General features: G+C 39.8%; 15 protein-coding genes and 1 riboswitch. Of the genes, 7 read left to right on the forward strand and 8 right to left on the reverse strand.

Features of this window, described 5'->3' with window-relative positions; genetic code table 11:
* The first annotated feature begins 203 nt into the window (after nt 1-203).
* Nucleotides 204-1,094 (forward strand): dienelactone hydrolase family protein, encoded by an 891-nt coding sequence (locus I6F40_RS10370; RefSeq protein ID WP_197192888.1) that lies wholly within the window; start codon nt 204-206, stop codon nt 1,092-1,094.
* 12 nt (nt 1,095-1,106) lie between these two features.
* Here the strand turns inward: I6F40_RS10370 and I6F40_RS10375 are convergent, their stop codons facing one another.
* Nucleotides 1,107-2,045, reverse strand: coding sequence for a LysR family transcriptional regulator (locus I6F40_RS10375; RefSeq protein ID WP_197192889.1), 939 nt, complete (start codon nt 2,043-2,045; stop codon nt 1,107-1,109).
* Between the two features lie 133 nt (nt 2,046-2,178).
* Between I6F40_RS10375 and I6F40_RS10380 the strand changes: the two genes are divergently transcribed.
* From I6F40_RS10380 to I6F40_RS10405, 6 genes are all read left to right on the forward strand, one after another.
* Nucleotides 2,179-3,204 carry a zinc-binding alcohol dehydrogenase family protein gene (locus tag I6F40_RS10380; RefSeq protein ID WP_197192890.1) on the forward strand — a complete coding sequence of 342 codons (1,026 nt, stop codon included), beginning with the start codon at nt 2,179-2,181 and terminating at the stop codon, nt 3,202-3,204.
* A 27-nt stretch (nt 3,205-3,231) separates the two neighbouring features.
* Complete coding sequence (locus I6F40_RS10385; RefSeq protein WP_007581888.1) at nt 3,232-3,522, forward strand: putative quinol monooxygenase; 291 nt, start codon at nt 3,232-3,234, stop codon at nt 3,520-3,522.
* 212 nt (nt 3,523-3,734) lie between these two features.
* Nucleotides 3,735-4,841 (forward strand): L-dopachrome tautomerase-related protein, encoded by a 1,107-nt coding sequence (locus tag I6F40_RS10390; protein ID WP_197192891.1) that lies wholly within the window; start codon nt 3,735-3,737, stop codon nt 4,839-4,841.
* A gap of 52 nt (nt 4,842-4,893) precedes the next feature.
* Nucleotides 4,894-5,448 carry a thioredoxin family protein gene (locus I6F40_RS10395; protein ID WP_165725892.1) on the forward strand — a complete coding sequence of 185 codons (555 nt, stop codon included), beginning with the start codon at nt 4,894-4,896 and terminating at the stop codon, nt 5,446-5,448.
* Entirely contained in the window at nt 5,445-6,221 is a 777-nt protein-coding gene (locus I6F40_RS10400) for a glycine betaine ABC transporter substrate-binding protein (RefSeq protein WP_197192892.1), read from the forward strand. The genes I6F40_RS10395 and I6F40_RS10400 overlap by 4 nt, the downstream gene beginning before the upstream one ends.
* Nucleotides 6,222-6,310: 89 nt before the next feature.
* Complete coding sequence (locus I6F40_RS10405; protein WP_007581884.1) at nt 6,311-6,964, forward strand: nitroreductase family protein; 654 nt, start codon at nt 6,311-6,313, stop codon at nt 6,962-6,964.
* 186 nt (nt 6,965-7,150) lie between these two features.
* On the opposite strand, the gene grxB is transcribed toward I6F40_RS10405, so the two are convergent.
* The 7 genes from grxB to carB form a co-directional block, all read right to left on the reverse strand.
* Nucleotides 7,151-7,783: a glutaredoxin 2 gene (gene grxB, locus I6F40_RS10410; RefSeq protein ID WP_197192893.1), complete on the reverse strand. Its 633-nt coding sequence runs from the start codon at nt 7,781-7,783 to the stop codon at nt 7,151-7,153.
* Between the two features lie 217 nt (nt 7,784-8,000).
* Entirely contained in the window at nt 8,001-9,137 is a 1,137-nt protein-coding gene (locus I6F40_RS10415; RefSeq protein WP_197192894.1) for an L-dopachrome tautomerase-related protein, read from the reverse strand.
* An 8-nt stretch (nt 9,138-9,145) separates the two neighbouring features.
* Complete coding sequence (locus I6F40_RS10420) at nt 9,146-9,637, reverse strand: cupin domain-containing protein (RefSeq protein WP_007584521.1); 492 nt, start codon at nt 9,635-9,637, stop codon at nt 9,146-9,148.
* A 461-nt stretch (nt 9,638-10,098) separates the two neighbouring features.
* Nucleotides 10,099-10,752 (reverse strand): 3,4-dihydroxy-2-butanone-4-phosphate synthase, encoded by a 654-nt coding sequence (gene ribB / locus I6F40_RS10425; protein WP_197192911.1) that lies wholly within the window; start codon nt 10,750-10,752, stop codon nt 10,099-10,101.
* 247 nt (nt 10,753-10,999) lie between these two features.
* Nucleotides 11,000-11,177: riboswitch (FMN riboswitch) on the reverse strand.
* A gap of 80 nt (nt 11,178-11,257) precedes the next feature.
* Complete coding sequence (locus tag I6F40_RS10430; RefSeq protein WP_197192895.1) at nt 11,258-12,316, reverse strand: S66 family peptidase; 1,059 nt, start codon at nt 12,314-12,316, stop codon at nt 11,258-11,260.
* Nucleotides 12,317-12,650: 334 nt separating this feature from the next.
* Complete coding sequence (greA, locus tag I6F40_RS10435) at nt 12,651-13,127, reverse strand: transcription elongation factor GreA (protein ID WP_024610351.1); 477 nt, start codon at nt 13,125-13,127, stop codon at nt 12,651-12,653.
* A 48-nt stretch (nt 13,128-13,175) separates the two neighbouring features.
* Nucleotides 13,176-16,394 (reverse strand): carbamoyl-phosphate synthase large subunit, encoded by a 3,219-nt coding sequence (carB, locus tag I6F40_RS10440; protein ID WP_197192896.1) that lies wholly within the window; start codon nt 16,392-16,394, stop codon nt 13,176-13,178.
* Nucleotides 16,395-16,400: the final 6 nt, after the last annotated feature.

Raw genomic sequence — 16,400 nt, forward strand, 5'->3', positions numbered from 1 at the left:
TCGGCATACTATATGCCGAGCTTTTTATTTTTAACTTAAGAATAATATTCACCTATTTGCTAACATTACTTCTATTACTTATTTTTTAGCACGCAGGATTAATTAACAGTCCTAATAATTGATAGAAATATTGCTCGTTTTTTATCCCTAATACGTTATGGTATTTAAATAATAAATAGACATAATAAAATTAAGGAACAGCCATGAATAAATCCCCCTCTGATCACATTCCTCAAGAAGCCTTTGATTGGTATGACGAATACGCCCACGGTTTAATGGACCGACGTACTTTTATGAAAAAACTCAGTGGCCTTGCTGCACTTGGCTTTTCGATGGCTGTACTTACATCAGCATTATTACCTAATTACGCATTGGCTGAACAAGTGTCGTTTAATGACGATGATATTAAAGCAACATACGAAGAATTCAATTCGCCAAACGGGCACGGTAAAGGCAAAGGTTACTTAGCAACCCCTAAAAACATAGAAGGCAAGCTTCCTGTTGTACTCGTGGTACACGAAAATCGTGGGTTAAACCCTTACGTAAAGGATGTAGCAAGACGCTTAGCGAAGGTAGGCTTTATTGCATTTGCACCCGACGCGCTCTTTCCACTGGGTGGCTACCCTGGTAATGATGATGAAGGACGCGCTATGCAAAAAACCATGGATCGCGCTAAAATTCAAAACGATTTTGTAGCCGCAGCACACTTTCTAAAATCGCATGCTAACAGTAACGGTAAATTAGGCGCTGTGGGCTTTTGTTTTGGCGGCTACATTGTTAACTATTTAGCGGCAGTAGATAGCAACTTACTCAGTGCCGGCGTACCTTTTTACGGCACTCCTGCCAGTGAAAGTTTACGTAAAAATATTAAAGCACCGTTAATGATTCAATTAGGCGAGCTGGATAAACGTGTAAACGCGTCGTGGCCACAGTACGAACAAGATTTAAAAGCTAATAATGTTGAATACACTATGCATATGTATAAAGGGGCAAATCATGGTTTTCATAACGACTCAACAGGTCGATATGATAAAGACAATGCCGAGCTTGCATGGCAACGTACCGTTGAGTTTTTTAATAAAAAGCTAAGTTGATCTGATTGCGTATTAATCCTTTAATACGCTTTTATCAATAATGCCTTTATTGACCAACTGCTGCAGAATAGCTTGGGATTTTGCTCTGCATACATCACGTAGTAAACGCACCGCAGGGGTTATTGACTGCCTACTTGGGCAAATAAGCCAAAGCTCACCATTAACATGTTGATAATTTGGCATTACAGTAACCACCCTGTCATTGAGTAAATCATCAGCCATATCAAGAGCCGACTTTACAGCTAAGCCCTTACCCGCAACGCACCAGCGCCTGACTAAATCGCCATCGTTTGAGGCGCGCCTGCCATCCATTTTAACTTTATATTTTGACTCACCATCACTAAATTCCCACGTATTATTTATAATATCCTGCAACTGATAAAACAAACCTTGATGCGACGCTAAATCATCGGGATGCACAGGGCTTCCATTTTGTAGCAGGTATTCTTCGCTAGCACACAACAAGCGCGGTACATTACAAATTTTAAAACCATAAACACTTGCATCACTAGGCGAGCCATAACGAAGTGCTATATCAACTGAATCGCGATAAAAGTCGATATTACTATCACTTATATGCACTCTTAAACTTAATTTAGGGTAACTATCCATGAGTTCATCAATCCATGGGATCACCAAGTTACGTCCTAAATCAGATGAAAGTGCAACACGCAGCCTTCCTTCTATCTCGCCGTGTTCGCCTTTTAGATTTTGCTTTGCGAGTTCAAGCACTGCTAGAGCCTGTTCACATTGTGGTATGTAGCGCTCCCCAGCAGCCGACAACCTCAAATGACGTGTTGTACGAACAAACAGTTCGCTACCTAGCGCTGACTCCACGCGTTTGATAGCGGCGCTTGCTGTGGCTGTACGCATATCTAACTTAGCAGCTGCGAGCGTAATACTTCTAAACTCAGCGACTTTTAAAATAAGTTTTAAATCTTCTATGTTCATATTATCTATTTATATTTGATAATGATTCAACGATTATGCGGTTTATTTACATTAAAGCAAGGTCTACTATATATCCATCAGCTAGCCAAAGCATGGCTTACATCTTATACGTAAACAAATTAGGACATTTATTATGAAAGCCATTGGTTATAAAAAATCTCTTCCTGTTACTAATCCTGAATCGTTAATTGATGTTGAATTACCACAGCCAGTTGCAACAGGTCGCGATTTACTTATAAAAGTTAAAGCTATTGCAGTTAACCCAGTAGATTACAAAGTGCGTGCATCTATGCCCCCTGCTGAGGGTGAAGTAAAAGTTATTGGTTGGGATGCCGTTGGTGAAGTTGTTGCAATCGGCGATGCTGTAACGGCATTTAAACTCGGTGATGCGGTTTATTACGCTGGTGATATTACTCGCCCAGGTAGTAATGCAGAATTTCAATTAGTGGATGAGCGCATTGTAGGATTTAAACCGCAGAGCTTAAACGATGCTGAAGCTGCTGCATTACCCCTTACCGCAATAACAGCGTACGAATTATTATTTGAGCATTTAAACATTGTAAAACAAGCTGCTGATGCAACAACAAAATCAGACGAAGTTATTTTAGTAACAGGTGCCGCAGGCGGCGTTGGCTCTATTTTTATTCAAATTGCTAAAGCGATTACTGGCGCAACGGTGATTGCCACTGCATCGCGCGAAAGCTCTCAAGCATGGGTTAAAAAACTAGGTGCTGATTATGTCGTTGATCATACAAAACCATTACCCGCTCAAATTGACGCATTAAACATTGGCTCGGTAACACATGTAGCAAGCCTGCACAGTACTGATACTTACTTAGAAGCATATACAGACGTACTTGCACCATTTGGTAAAATCGCAATGATTGACGATCCTGAGTCACTCGATGTAAGTAAATTAAAAATGAAGAGTTTATCTCTACATTGGGAATTTATGTTTGCCCGCTCAATGTTTAACGCCAAAGATTTAATTGAGCAAAGTAAGTTATTAAATCATGTTGCCGATTTGATTGACCAAGGCTACATTCAAACCACGATTGGTAAAAACTTAGGCACTATTAATGCGGCCAATTTACGTATTGCTCACGAAGAGCTAGAAGCGGGTAAATCAATCGGTAAAATTGTACTTGAAGGCTTTTAAATACCATTTTTCATTATAAGGGAAGTTATGACTCAGCTTACTATAATCGCTAATATTTTTGCTAACACCGATAAAATAGACACGGTAAAAAGTGCACTTTTATTGCTTGTTGAACAAACACAAAAAGAGCCTGGGTGTGTTACATATACCTTGCATCAAAATAATCAAGATGATGCTCACTTTGTGTTTTATGAGAACTGGCAAAGTTATGAACTATGGCAACAACATATGGAAGCACAAAGCATCAAAAACTACTTAGCAAAAGTTGAAGGCTGCATTGCTTCTTTTACTATTAATGAACTAACCACTATTCGTTAAAAGTGGCGATTTTAATAAAAACACCAATTTAGATTGGTGTTTTTTTATTGGCTATTTTTATTATCTATTATTATTTGATAAAGATTCAATTATTACGCTGTTTATTGCTTTTTAATATCCGCTTATTATTCACTCAAGTAATAAAGCTGCTCATAAATGAGCAAGTGATTTATACCACTTCAAATTCAGATAAATACTGCGAGTAGCAAAAAATGAAAAAATTTAAAAGTACTTTAGCCATAGCAACGCTTTCACTAGTAGCAAGCGCCTTAACAAATGCTAACGCCTTAGAAGTCGGCCCACTTGAAACCGTCACTACGTTTACTAAATATCGCGGTGCAGGTATAACAATTACACCTGCAGGCAGGATGCTAGTAAGTATGCATCCGCTAGATAACCCAAAAACACGCGTTGTTGAAATTATGGCTAATGGCGTACAGCAACCATTTCCAACTATCGATTGGGCAGACGGCCCAGAAATTGGCGAGGTAGGCCTTGCGGCAGTTATCGGCATTCACAGCGACAGTAAAGGCGTTGTGTGGATTTTAGATATGGGGAGCGAAAAAGTAACCCCTAAACTTATAGCTTGGGATAGCGTAAATAACAGCTTAGTAAACACAATAAAACTAAATAAATCGGCGGTACTTGCTAATTCATTCTTACAAGACTTTGTAATTGATGAACTTAATAACAAAATTTACATAGCTGATATGTCATTTGGTAATTTTATGGGCGCAACCAAGCCCGCCTTTATTGTGGTTGATTTAAACACAGGTGAGTCTACTCGCGTACTCGAAGGCAGTGCCACACTAATGCCACAGGAGCGCGATATAATTATTGAAGCCTCACCAGTTGCATCTAAATCACCTGAAGGAAAAACCACTAATCTTCGCTTTGGTTTAAACCCAATAACGATTGATGACAATAACGAATGGGTTTACTTTGGCTCATTTACTGGCACTAAGGTTTACCGTATCCCAGCAAAAGTATTGGCTAATAACAGTTACTCCGACACTAAAAAAGCAAAGAATATTGAAGTGTTTGGCCCTAAAAATCCAAGCGATGGCATGACCTACGTTCCTGGCGGCGGCATTTTGGTAACCGACCTTGAAAACAATGCGATTGGCTTAACCACTAAAGGCCACTACGAAATAATTGTTCAAGATAAACGATTATCATGGCCTGACAGCCTAGCAGTAAGCAATGGTTGGATTTATGTAACACAAGATCAACTCCACCAACACCCTGCATTTAGCCAAGGCTTTGGTAATGCAAAACCGCCTTACGTATTAACGCGTTTTCGCTTTAATCAAAAATAATTAATTATTTTTATAAGCCAGCCATACGGGCTGGCTTTTTAGGAGTTAACGTATGTTATTAGATACACCAATTTGTGATTTTAGCTGGCAAGCCCCTAGCTTCACACTAAAAAACCCATTAGGTGAGTCGTTTTCATTAGCCGATAATCTGGGTGAAAATGGCTTACTTATTATGTTTATTTGTAACCACTGCCCTTATGTACAACGTATAGCCAATCGCTTGAGCCAAGACACCGCGACACTTATTAGTGAAGGCATTAATGTATTAGCTATCATGTCAAACGACTACCAATATGTAGCAGAAGACTCTCCTGCCAATATGGAAAAATTTGCTAAACAACATGGCTTTTTATTTCCCTATTTGGTTGATGAAGACCAGCGCGTAGGCAAAGCCTATGGCGCGGTATGCACACCTGACTTTTTTGGTTTTAATAAGCATGGGCAACTGCAATACCGTGGCCGCTTAGACGATACAAAAATGAATGGCACCACACATCGTACCCCTGAGTTAGTTAATGCAATGCGCCAAATTGCCGCAACAGGCAAAGGCCCTCAGCAGCAAACACCTAGCATGGGCTGCTCTATTAAATGGAGTAATACATTATGAGTACACCACATTTAAAATTAGGTGTAACCGATTTATCATTTCATCGAGTTACCGCTTCAATTATCAGCCATGTTTTAACTGATATGGGCTTTAGCGTTGAGCGTATTTACGCGCCGCATCAAGATAACTTTAAAAATTTAAAATCAGGTGAGATAGACCTACTCGCTTCTGCGTGGCTTCCGTCAAGCCACGGTATTTATAAAGCTGATGTGGAGCTGGTTATGCCACTTATTGAACTTGGCTTACATTACCAGCCTTATGCTCACTGGGGCGTACCCGATTACATACCAGAGCATGCCGTAAGCCAAATTAGCGACTTACTGAAACCTGATGTCCTTGCCAAAATGCAAAAAACGATTCAGGGCATAAATGCCGGTGCTGGCATTACGCGCTTTTCAATTAACATGATGAAAGAGTACGGGTTATCTCAAGCTGGCTATGAATTTTTAACTGGCACAGAAGATGATTGCTTTAGCGCTTTTGAAAACGCCGTTGCAACTCACACATGGTGCGTAGTTCCCCTTTGGAAACCTCAATTTTTACACCATAAACATAAAATACGTGAACTTGCCGATCCACAAGGTTTACTTGGCAGCGTTGATAGAGCAGTTTTATTGCTGCGTGATGATAAACAAGCGCTCTTTAGTCAAGCTCAATTAGACACACTTGATAAATTACACTTTTCAAACGACATAATTGCCGCACTTGATTATAAAGTTAGCAAAGAGCGACAAGTACTTGATGACGTAACGCGCCAGTGGCTCAACCAGTAAGTAATTAAATAGTTATACGGGCTTTGTTTTTAATAAAACGGCTCAATATAGTAAACATCGGTCAAACAGGCCACTTAACGGAGAAACAAATGACTCACCCAATTATTAGTGATTTAGAAAAACGTTACACAACTAAACGTTATACAACCAAGCGTATTGTTCAAGATGACCTAGACGTAGTTTTTGAAGCTATGCGTCTTTCTCCTTCATCTATTAACTCACAACCTTGGAAATTTATTGTTATTGAGTCTGACGAAGCAAAAGAGCGTATGCATAATACCTTTGCTAATAAGTTTCAATTTAATCAGCCTCATATTAAAACAGCGTCGCACGTTATTTTATTTGCTCACAACCCTAAATATACACGCGAAGATTACGCACAAATCATTGATGCTGATATTAAAAATGGTCGTACAAAAGCAGAAAACCGCGAACAGGCTTTTGGTGCATTTGCCTTTGTTGATATGAATACCGATGAGCAAGGTAACAATGCAACATGGACTAAAGCACAAACTTACATTGCGCTAGGTAACACCATGCATGCAGCAGCACGTTTAGGTATTGATTCAACCCCAATGGAAGGCGTAGACGCTGAACTTATTGGTGAAATCTTTGAAAAAGAGCTGGATGGCTATATTTGTGATGTAGCTTTAGTGCTTGGCTACCATGATGACTCTGAAGATTATAACGCCAAACTGCCTAAATCACGTTTAGCAAAAGAGCAAATAATCCAAGTTCTATAAGCTTTTTTTAAAGCTGTGAAGGCTAACAAAGGTTAGCATTCACAAAATCAAAACAAACTAAGCCACTTATATTTAAAGTGGCTTTTTGTTGCCTAATATTTTTTGAAACAAAAAAAGACCAGTAACAAAGTCACTGGCCTGAAACGCTATACGAAGGGAGTCGCACTATTTATAAAAATGGGCTTATTACTTCAATAAATGAACGCCTGAATCTAGTGCTTCATTATTCATCCACACATTTAATTGCTGCGGCCATGTAATTGTTGGTTCACAATACAAGCCTCTTAGAATAGAAAAATAAATGGCACTATCAAACAACGAAATATTACTTTTTCCGTCTTCAATATTAAGCAGCTTTTCACTACCGATTAAAAATGCGTTTACTTGAGAAACAATGTCACTTGTCGATGCTAATAGTTGGACAAAATTAAGATCAATTGTTTGCTTTTTATCTTCCCAAGCCACCCGGCTAGACTCAGTCTTAAACTCATTTAGACTAAGCAACGGCCAGCGAGGATAACCAATTTGTTGTAGCGGTAAAAAAGCACTGCTTTGCCATTGAAGACTATTTTTTGATGGCTCCATTGGTTCATCAACATTTTTTTGTTGTAAAAAATAGCGAATAATATCATTACTTTCAGCCATTATTGAGCCGTCGTCTTTTTCAAGAATAGGTACCATTTTTTTACCAATTAAGTTTGTTGGTGTTTCAATGTCGTCATAATCAATAATAACTTCTTCAAGCTTAATATTGAGTTTTCCTGCTATATAGCTCACACGCGCACAAAATGGACAATGTGAGTAAGTATATAATTTCATGGTATATGCCAAGGGTCAGTAATAAGGTATGTGTAATATAACGAACTATTGAGTAGCGAAAAACGCGCTAATGATTGAAACATTATCATGATTTAATTGATAATCCCCAGTAAATACCACACACACTAGCTCAGTCGTTATTCAACTTTAAGTCGCATAAAAAAACACGCTGCTAAGCGTGTTTAATAAAGTAAGTATTTAGCTTTGGTAATAGTGCTTAGCGCCCTATTACTCCCTCAGCTAAAGGTTTAAATCTGAATATATAATAAGGGGCTTTGTTTTCTGCCTTTCCATTGTTGAGTTGTGCTGATAACGGTAACTGCGCTGCACCTGTGTACATGTAACCCTCAGGACCAATACTTACACCATCAGGCCATATCATCTCTTTGTCATAGGTGTAATCGCGATACTGGCGCGTTTTAGCATCTATAACACCGACCGTACGTTCACCAACAATGGTTAAGTACAGGTTATTGTCTGCATCTATGCTCAAACCACCGTTTACTGGTTTTTGTGCGTATTGCTCTACGCGCTCACCTATTTGTTTATCGGTTAATTGCTCATTGGCAATATCAGCCATTTTAATACGGTAAACATATTTTTTATTAAGTGGAGCAAAGTAAAGCCAGTGTTGTGCGTTATCAAGCACAATGCCATCGGCACCAATAAAGGCATCAAGTTGCTTTTGTTCACTCGTACCTTTATCTATTATTATTGGCATTGAGTAATCGGGTAAAGCACTATCGTGCCCTTGCAGCACACGGCGACTCGCTCCTGTTTGTGTATTAACCACAATCAGTGCTGCTTCCTTGCCATTTGCACCATCAGCAATGCCTTCGTCTGCAATGACTAATGTATGGTATTTGCTAGAAATAGCTAAGTCATTAAGTTGCGATTGTGGCAAAGAGATAGGGCTTGGTAAGTAAATAATTTTATTTAACTTATTGCTTATCGCATCCCACGCTATCAACTTTGGTGTTGTACGCGGCAGTGCTTGACCAGAGTCTAATATCCACACATTACCAGTATCGTCGGCTCTTACACCGAGTACCCAATTTAAGTAATCAGCAGGATTTTTTAAACTGCCATCACTTTTATATGCGTTTTGCATTTGCGCATTAGGAAATGGCACTACATCACCATTTTTTAAAAGCTCGCCTACTTTAACCTTGGGGTTATAAAATGGATGATAGCTGAAAATAAAGCGCTTATTTTGCGTATATGTAATACCGCCTACTGCGGCATCTGTTTGTGCGTAAATCTCTGACTTAACCGTTTCAGGCTCAGCCATTACCGTTGAGCTTACAAGTATGGCAATTGCCGTTAAGCCTAATTTAGATTTATTTAAAAACATAACTTACCCTACTTTTGTTGAATGTAATTAGCAGTACCATCTATCCAGTCTTGACGCGCTGGGGCAAAAAAGTCGATATCTACAGTATCTTCACTGAAGTGAAACTCGTGCGGTACGTTAGCAGGTATTACCATCATATCGCCTGCTTTCATAAGATATTGTTTGCCACCAGAGAACACTTTGGCCTCGCCAGAAATGATCCACGTTACTTGCTCGTTTGGGTGTTTATGTAAAGGCACCTTACCGCCTTTTTTAGCCACCCATTTTACAAACGTAGATTGTGTACCATGAAAATATTGACGTGTTAAATACGGCCCCATCTGCTCTTTAGGTTGGCTATCAAGATTGAGTAAAAATGGCGTGTTAGTGATATGTTCGTTGTAGTTTGCAAATATTCCCATGCCCGGCGCGGATGTTATTTGATCTTCAATAGTTGCCTTTGCAGCAAACGAACTTGCGCCTAAAAGAGAAGTTGCTAGCAATAACGTGTTAATTTTCATAATTTCACCTAAATAATAAACTATGTGCTGATGCACTAACTATTGAGGTAAAGTTTACAGGCTATAAATTTTTGAAAAACCCGCATTGGCGAGAAACATTTTCAAATAAAAACGAGTAATAACTTTTTTATTAGTAATAAAAACCCAGCGTCAATGCGGGGTTTTATAATAAAATGGGTACTAGGGTCTGTTGATCTTTGCGGATTAAAATTTGTTCAAACTAGGGGCTATTTAATCGCGGCGCGAGGTTTGTAACCTAGTGGGCTAAGTAAAAACCGAGCAACAAAGAGTAAATAGCCCCTAGGAAGAACCCTTTGGGCAGCGCCTGTTTGGCATTAATGCTACGTTATCGCCCATTTATGGGGAATAACCACACTACATAGGCTCTGCCTTGCCTAAATACCAAACAGACTGCTGCAAATTTAACCTTGAAAGATCAACAGACCCTAGCACAAAGTGATTTAACCTACTTGAAGCTGTGCAGCCTGAATATATTGCACTAAATCCTCAATAGAAACCACGGTCATATTATGTTTATTAGCATAATCACTCACCTCAGGTAGGCGCGCCATTGAACCATCTGGATTTGTTAGTTCGCAAATTACGCCAAATGGTTTTAAGCCGGCAAGCTGCATTAAATCAACGGATGCTTCGGTATGACCACGACGAACTAATACTCCGCCCGTTTGTGCTTTTAAACCGAATACATGCCCAGGGCGCGATAAATCACTTGGCTTAGCGTTATCGGCAGTCGCTGCTTTTATAGTAGTTACTCTATCAGCAGCAGACACGCCTGTTGTAACGCCATGCTTAGCTTCAATAGTGACTGTATAAGCGGTGTTATTTTGACTTGTGTTGTGGGTTACCATTTGCGGTAAGTCGAGCTGTTTAATGCGCTCCTCCCCCATACACAAGCAAACAATACCGCTGCCTTCGCGGATCATTTCGGCCATTTGAGAAGTCGTTAAATGCTCAGCTGAAAATACAAAGTCGCCTTCATTTTCACGGTTTTCATCATCAACAACAAGTACGCCTTGCCCTTGCTGTAGTGCAGCAATTGCGCTTTGTACGCGGATATGGCTTTCGCCGAATTGAGTAAGTAGAGACTGAATCATCATTATATTCCAAATAAAAAATAATAGATTCAGGACTGTGAAAGGATCAGTAATATATCGCTTTAAATTTAAAACGATCACTACCAAAATAGCTTAAATAAAATAACAAAAAGCACGCAGCAAAAAGCGGCGCACAGTGTTATACCAACGGCATTAAATTAGTGACCTATTATAACGCTAGAAAAATAGCTCACTTAACGCGATACAATGATCGTGTCTTTAATAAAATTGATATTAGTATAATAAGCCATATTCTCTTTCATCCGGACTGTAACCGTCGGCTCTGGCATCTCACCAGATCTGCTTGACCTTTACTTAACCTAGTTAAAAAATAAGTTAAATAAAGCGCTCGCGGGCTCGTTTAAGTTATAAATAACATTAAACATACCGCCGGTGGGGAATTTCGCCCCGCCCTGAGAATGTACTTTTATAACTAAAGCGCTATAAAAGCGGGCTTATTATACCCTTTAACTTAATTACTTATCAAAGGTAAGTGAATAAACTTCTAACAAAGCTCGGTATTTAATGAGGCTTTGACTACTTTACCTTCATTTATGTCAGCGGTGATTGTACAAGTAGCGCCGTTTACTAAATTTAAGTTAGGTGGAGCATGACCAATATCGGCATCAATAATCACAGGAAATAAACACCCACCTAGTGCAACATCAAGCGCGTGGCGGTAATCAAAAGAAGCATCTTGACCTTGAGTGATCACGCTGCGACCAATAATAATACCGTTTATATCGTCAAATATACCTGCTAATTTTAATGAAAGTAAAAACCGTGCAACGGTTGTTGGCGTCAGCTCTGAGTTTTCTAGGTATAAAATAAGCCCTTCGGGTCCGCTATTTTTTTTAAATTCATGTATTGCCAAAAATGGAGAATCGAGTAATAACCCTACAGTATCAAGACACCCACCAAATAAACGTCCTGACATTTCAATAGTACGTTCATCAAAATAATTTAAACACTGCCACTGAGTAACCTCAGTGTGTTCAAACAATGTATTGGGATTTTGTGCGTAATCAGGTCTGTTTTTTTGATAATGAGATGACGGAGCTTGCTCAAACTTGCTGCCAGCTTCGTAGCTTAGTGTTTCAAATATTTGCAGGCAATAAGGGCTTTTTTCGTTTGGGTGGAGTTGCATTAGATTAGCGCTGTGTAGCGTTGCCCATTGGCATTTAGCCGTGAGTGCACATGCAATAGTACTTACATCAGAAAACCCAACTAACCATTTAGGCTTTGCTTCTTTAATGGCGTTAAAATCAAGAAAGGGTAATATTTCCATTGCTAACTCGCCACCAAAAGGAGGCATTATGGCGTCTATTTCATCATCTAATAAAAAGCCCATTAGTTGATCTGCATGGGCTTTTGCGTTTAATTGCGCTCTTGGTTTGTTTTGTCGTAAAAACTCGCCTTCAACAACCTTATATCCTCGATGTTTGAGTCCATTTATAACTATGTCTAACCGTTCATGATATTTAGCTTTTACACCCGCAGAAAGCGAGCACACTGCTATTTTTGATCCTACATTTAAGGGTGCTGGATAGAGTATATTAGCCATATTTTTTCCTTTTTAGAGAATATGTTAATACCAATTACGTTAGATTAGTGATCTATTTTAGCGAAAAGAAAATAGCTCATTAACAAGGCGAAAATCATGACATATAGCTGTTCAATATAAATAATTTTTATCGCCGCTAGTAAGTTATTCAATGCGCTAGAATATATACGTCTTTAACAATATCGGTATAAGTACCTACTATACCAACATAGACCATATTTATAGAATATGAATACTGTACGAGCGCGTTTACCATTAAAGGTTAAATTACAGACATAAAAAAACCGATGTAATTACATCGGTTTTTATTTAAAACGTTAAAGTGAGTTATACGTTAAAGATACTCAACTTCAATGATTTCGAACTCAACAATACCTTTTGGCGTTTGAATAGACACTGCATCATCCATTTGTTTACCAATTAAGCCACGTGCAATCGGTGAGTTAACAGATATTAAGTTGTTTTTAATACTTGCTTCATCATCGCCCACAATACGGTATTTTACTTCAGCATCGGTTTCTACATTTACAATAGTTACCGTAGTGCCAAAAATAACTTTACCGGTATTTGGCATTTTAGTTACGTCAATTATTTGAACATTTGAAAGTTTAGCTTCAATTTCTTGAATACGACCTTCACAAAAACCCTGTTGCTCACGCGCAGCGTGGTACTCAGCGTTTTCTTTTAAGTCACCGTGTTCACGCGCAACAGCAATGTCGGCGATAATTTTTGGACGGGTAACTGTTTTTAATTCGTTAAGCTCTTTACGCAGTAAATCTGCGCCACGAACTGTCATCGGAATTGATTGCATACTTTTCTCACTTTACACCAAGGCCTTAGTTGGCCTTGGCACATTTCCTTAGTTCAATCGCAGGTGTAGCTCTTGAACTGACGTCACTTTACTACGGTCATCTGCTTTGTTAGCAGTACAGTTAGCGAATGCCGCGTTCAAGGTTGTCGTATAGTTGGTTTTATTTTGCAATGCACCACGACGTAACACCTTCGAATCTTCGATCGCTTGGCGACCTTCGGTGGTATTGACGATATAGCTGTACTCTTTATTCTTGATATAATCAAGAATATGTGGGCGGCCTTCATATACTTTGTTTACACGTCGTACTTCAATGCCAGCTTCTTCAAGAGCTTGTGCCGTGCCACCAGTTGCGTCAAGTTCAAAACCTAAGTCGGTCATGATTTTGGCTAATTCAACAATACGTGGCTTATCGCTATTACGAACAGATAATAACGCGCGACCACCGCGTGGTAAAGTATTGCTTGCACCTAATTGTGCTTTTGCGAATGCTTCGGCGAAAGTATCACCAACACCCATCACTTCACCTGTTGAACGCATTTCAGGACCACGGATTGGATCCACACCCTGAAACTTAGCAAATGGTAAAACAACTTCTTTAACGCTGTAGTAAGGAGGGATCACTTCTTTAGTAATACCTTGGCTTGCTAAAGACTGCCCAGCCATACAACGTGCAGCTACTTTTGCAAGCGCAACACCGGTTGCTTTAGATACAAACGGTACAGTACGTGCAGCACGTGGGTTAACTTCGATTAAATACACTTTGTCTTCTTTTACTGCAAACTGTGTATTCATCAAGCCAACAACACCAAGCTCAAGCGCCATGTCGGTTACTTGCTTGCGCATTACGTCTTGCACTTCTTGTGATAAAGAATGTGCAGGTAATGAACAGGCTGAGTCACCTGAGTGAACACCCGCTTGCTCAATGTGCTCCATAATACCGCCGATGATTACTTGTTCGCCGTCGCAAATTGCGTCAACGTCAACTTCAATCGCGTTATCTAAAAAACGATCCAGTAATACAGGTGCTTCGTTTGATGCCTGTACAGCTTCGGTCATGTAGCGACGTAAATCATCTTCGTCGTATACAATTTCCATTGCACGACCACCTAGTACATACGACGGGCGTACAACTAGTGGGAAGCCAATTTCAACTGACTTAAGTAAGGCTTCTTCGGTTGAAGTTACTGTTGCATTTTCTGGCTGAAGTAAGTTTAAACGCTCAACAAGTTGTTGGAAGCGTTCGCGGTCTTCTGCACGGTCAATCGCATCAGGTGAAGTACCAATCACTGGTACGCCATTTGCTTCAAGCTCACGCGCTAGTTTAAGTGGTGTTTGACCACCGTACTGCACGATAACGCCTTTTGGCTTTTCAACACGTACGATTTCGAGTACGTCTTCAAGCGTAATTGGCTCGAAGTATAACCTGTCAGATGTATCGTAATCGGTAGATACCGTCTCAGGGTTACAGTTAACCATGATAGTTTCGTAACCGTCTTCGCGAAGCGCAAGCGAGGCATGTACACAACAGTAATCAAACTCAATACCTTGACCGATACGGTTTGGACCACCACCAATAACCATGATTTTATCACGATCTGTTGGGTTAGCTTCACATTCTTCATCGTAAGTTGAATACATGTAAGCAGTGTCTGAGCTAAATTCTGCAGCGCACGTATCAACACGTTTGTATACTGGCACGATGTTTAATAAATGACGTTTTTTACGAATTTCAGCTTCAGATACACCTGCAATTTCTGCTATACGCGGATCTGCAAAGCCTTTGCGCTTAAGTTTACGCAGGAAGTCAGCATTTAAACCCGCCATGCCTACTTTCGCTATTTTTGATTCGTCTTTTAAAATGTCTTCTATTTGTACTAAGAACCAGCGGTTAACTTTAGTCAGTTCGTAAACATCATCAACGCTCATGCCATGGCGCATTGCATCAGCAATGTACCAAATACGCTCAGCGCCTGGCTCGCGTAGTTCACGAATTATTTTTTCTTTTGCTTTAGGGTCATCAAGGGCAACTATCGGGTTGAATCCCGTTGCACCCACTTCAAGACCACGTAATGCTTTTTGTAACGACTCTTGTTGGTTACGACCAATTGCCATTACTTCGCCAACTGATTTCATTTGCGTAGTTAAACGGTCGTTAGCACCTGCAAATTTTTCGAAGTTAAAGCGAGGAATTTTTGTAACAACGTAATCGATTGAAGGCTCAAAAGACGCGGGGGTTTTTCCACCAGTAATGTCGTTTTGAAGTTCATCAAGCGTGTAACCTACTGCTAGTTTTGCTGCAATTTTAGCAATTGGGAAACCCGTTGCTTTTGATGCTAATGCAGATGAACGTGATACACGTGGGTTCATCTCAATGATAACCATACGGCCATCTTCAGGATTAATACCAAACTGTACGTTAGAACCGCCAGTTTCTACACCAATTTCACGTAATACTGCCATAGAGGCGTTACGCATAATTTGGTATTCTTTGTCGGTTAGCGTTTGCGCTGGTGCAACGGTGATTGAATCGCCAGTGTGAACACCCATAGGGTCAAAGTTTTCAATGGTACAAACAATAATACAGTTATCGTTTTTATCACGTACAACTTCTGTTTCGTACTCTTTCCAACCAATCAGTGATTCATCAATTAGTAATTCGTTCGTTGGCGATAAATCTAAGCCACGTTCACAAATTTCTTCAAACTCTTCTAAGTTATACGCCACACCGCCGCCGGTGCCGCCCATAGTAAAAGAAGGCCTGATAATACATGGTAAACCAATGCGCGTTATGATGTCTTTGGCTTCATCCATAGAGTGAGCAATCTCAGCACGAGGACATTCAAGACCAATATTTTTCATTGCTACGTCAAAGCGTTCACGGTTTTCTGCTTTGTCGATTGCATCAGCCGTTGCACCAATTAGTTCAACACCATGTTTAGCCAATACACCGTGCTTGTCTAGTTCAAGCGCACAGTTTAATGCCGTTTGACCACCCATTGTAGGCAGTACTGCATCTGGCTTTTCTTTTTCAATAATTTTTTCTACCACTTCCCAGTGAATTGGTTCGATGTATGTTGCATCAGCCATATCAGGGTCGGTCATGATAGTTGCAGGGTTTGAGTTAACTAATATAACTCTGTAGCCTTCTTCTCTAAGTGCTTTACACGCTTGAGCACCAGAGTAGTCAAATTCACAAGCTTGACCAATTACAATTGGGCCTGCGCCTAAGATAAGAATGCTTTTTATGTCGGTACGTTTTGGCATTATTAC

The organism is Pseudoalteromonas sp. SWXJ133 (assembly GCF_015864365.1).
GTDB lineage: Bacteria > Pseudomonadota > Gammaproteobacteria > Enterobacterales > Alteromonadaceae > Pseudoalteromonas > Pseudoalteromonas arctica.

What these genes read in the sequence shown, in the direction of transcription:
- I6F40_RS10420 (WP_007584521.1), bottom strand. Translation starts at nt 9,637, where the DNA reads ATGAAAATTAACACGTTATTGCTAGCAACTTCTCTTTTAGGCGCAAGT.
- I6F40_RS10430 (WP_197192895.1), bottom strand. Translation starts at nt 12,316, where the DNA reads ATGGCTAATATACTCTATCCAGCACCCTTAAATGTAGGATCAAAAATA.
- I6F40_RS10375 (WP_197192889.1), bottom strand. Translation starts at nt 2,045, where the DNA reads ATGAACATAGAAGATTTAAAACTTATTTTAAAAGTCGCTGAGTTTAGA.
- greA (WP_024610351.1), bottom strand. Translation starts at nt 13,127, where the DNA reads ATGCAATCAATTCCGATGACAGTTCGTGGCGCAGATTTACTGCGTAAA.
- grxB (WP_197192893.1), bottom strand. Translation starts at nt 7,783, where the DNA reads ATGAAATTATATACTTACTCACATTGTCCATTTTGTGCGCGTGTGAGC.
- I6F40_RS10385 (WP_007581888.1), top strand. Translation starts at nt 3,232, where the DNA reads ATGACTCAGCTTACTATAATCGCTAATATTTTTGCTAACACCGATAAA.
- I6F40_RS10415 (WP_197192894.1), bottom strand. Translation starts at nt 9,137, where the DNA reads ATGTTTTTAAATAAATCTAAATTAGGCTTAACGGCAATTGCCATACTT.
- ribB (WP_197192911.1), bottom strand. Translation starts at nt 10,752, where the DNA reads ATGATTCAGTCTCTACTTACTCAATTCGGCGAAAGCCATATCCGCGTA.
- I6F40_RS10400 (WP_197192892.1), top strand. Translation starts at nt 5,445, where the DNA reads ATGAGTACACCACATTTAAAATTAGGTGTAACCGATTTATCATTTCAT.
- carB (WP_197192896.1), bottom strand. Translation starts at nt 16,394, where the DNA reads ATGCCAAAACGTACCGACATAAAAAGCATTCTTATCTTAGGCGCAGGC.
- I6F40_RS10370 (WP_197192888.1), top strand. Translation starts at nt 204, where the DNA reads ATGAATAAATCCCCCTCTGATCACATTCCTCAAGAAGCCTTTGATTGG.
- I6F40_RS10390 (WP_197192891.1), top strand. Translation starts at nt 3,735, where the DNA reads ATGAAAAAATTTAAAAGTACTTTAGCCATAGCAACGCTTTCACTAGTA.
- I6F40_RS10380 (WP_197192890.1), top strand. Translation starts at nt 2,179, where the DNA reads ATGAAAGCCATTGGTTATAAAAAATCTCTTCCTGTTACTAATCCTGAA.
- I6F40_RS10405 (WP_007581884.1), top strand. Translation starts at nt 6,311, where the DNA reads ATGACTCACCCAATTATTAGTGATTTAGAAAAACGTTACACAACTAAA.
- I6F40_RS10395 (WP_165725892.1), top strand. Translation starts at nt 4,894, where the DNA reads ATGTTATTAGATACACCAATTTGTGATTTTAGCTGGCAAGCCCCTAGC.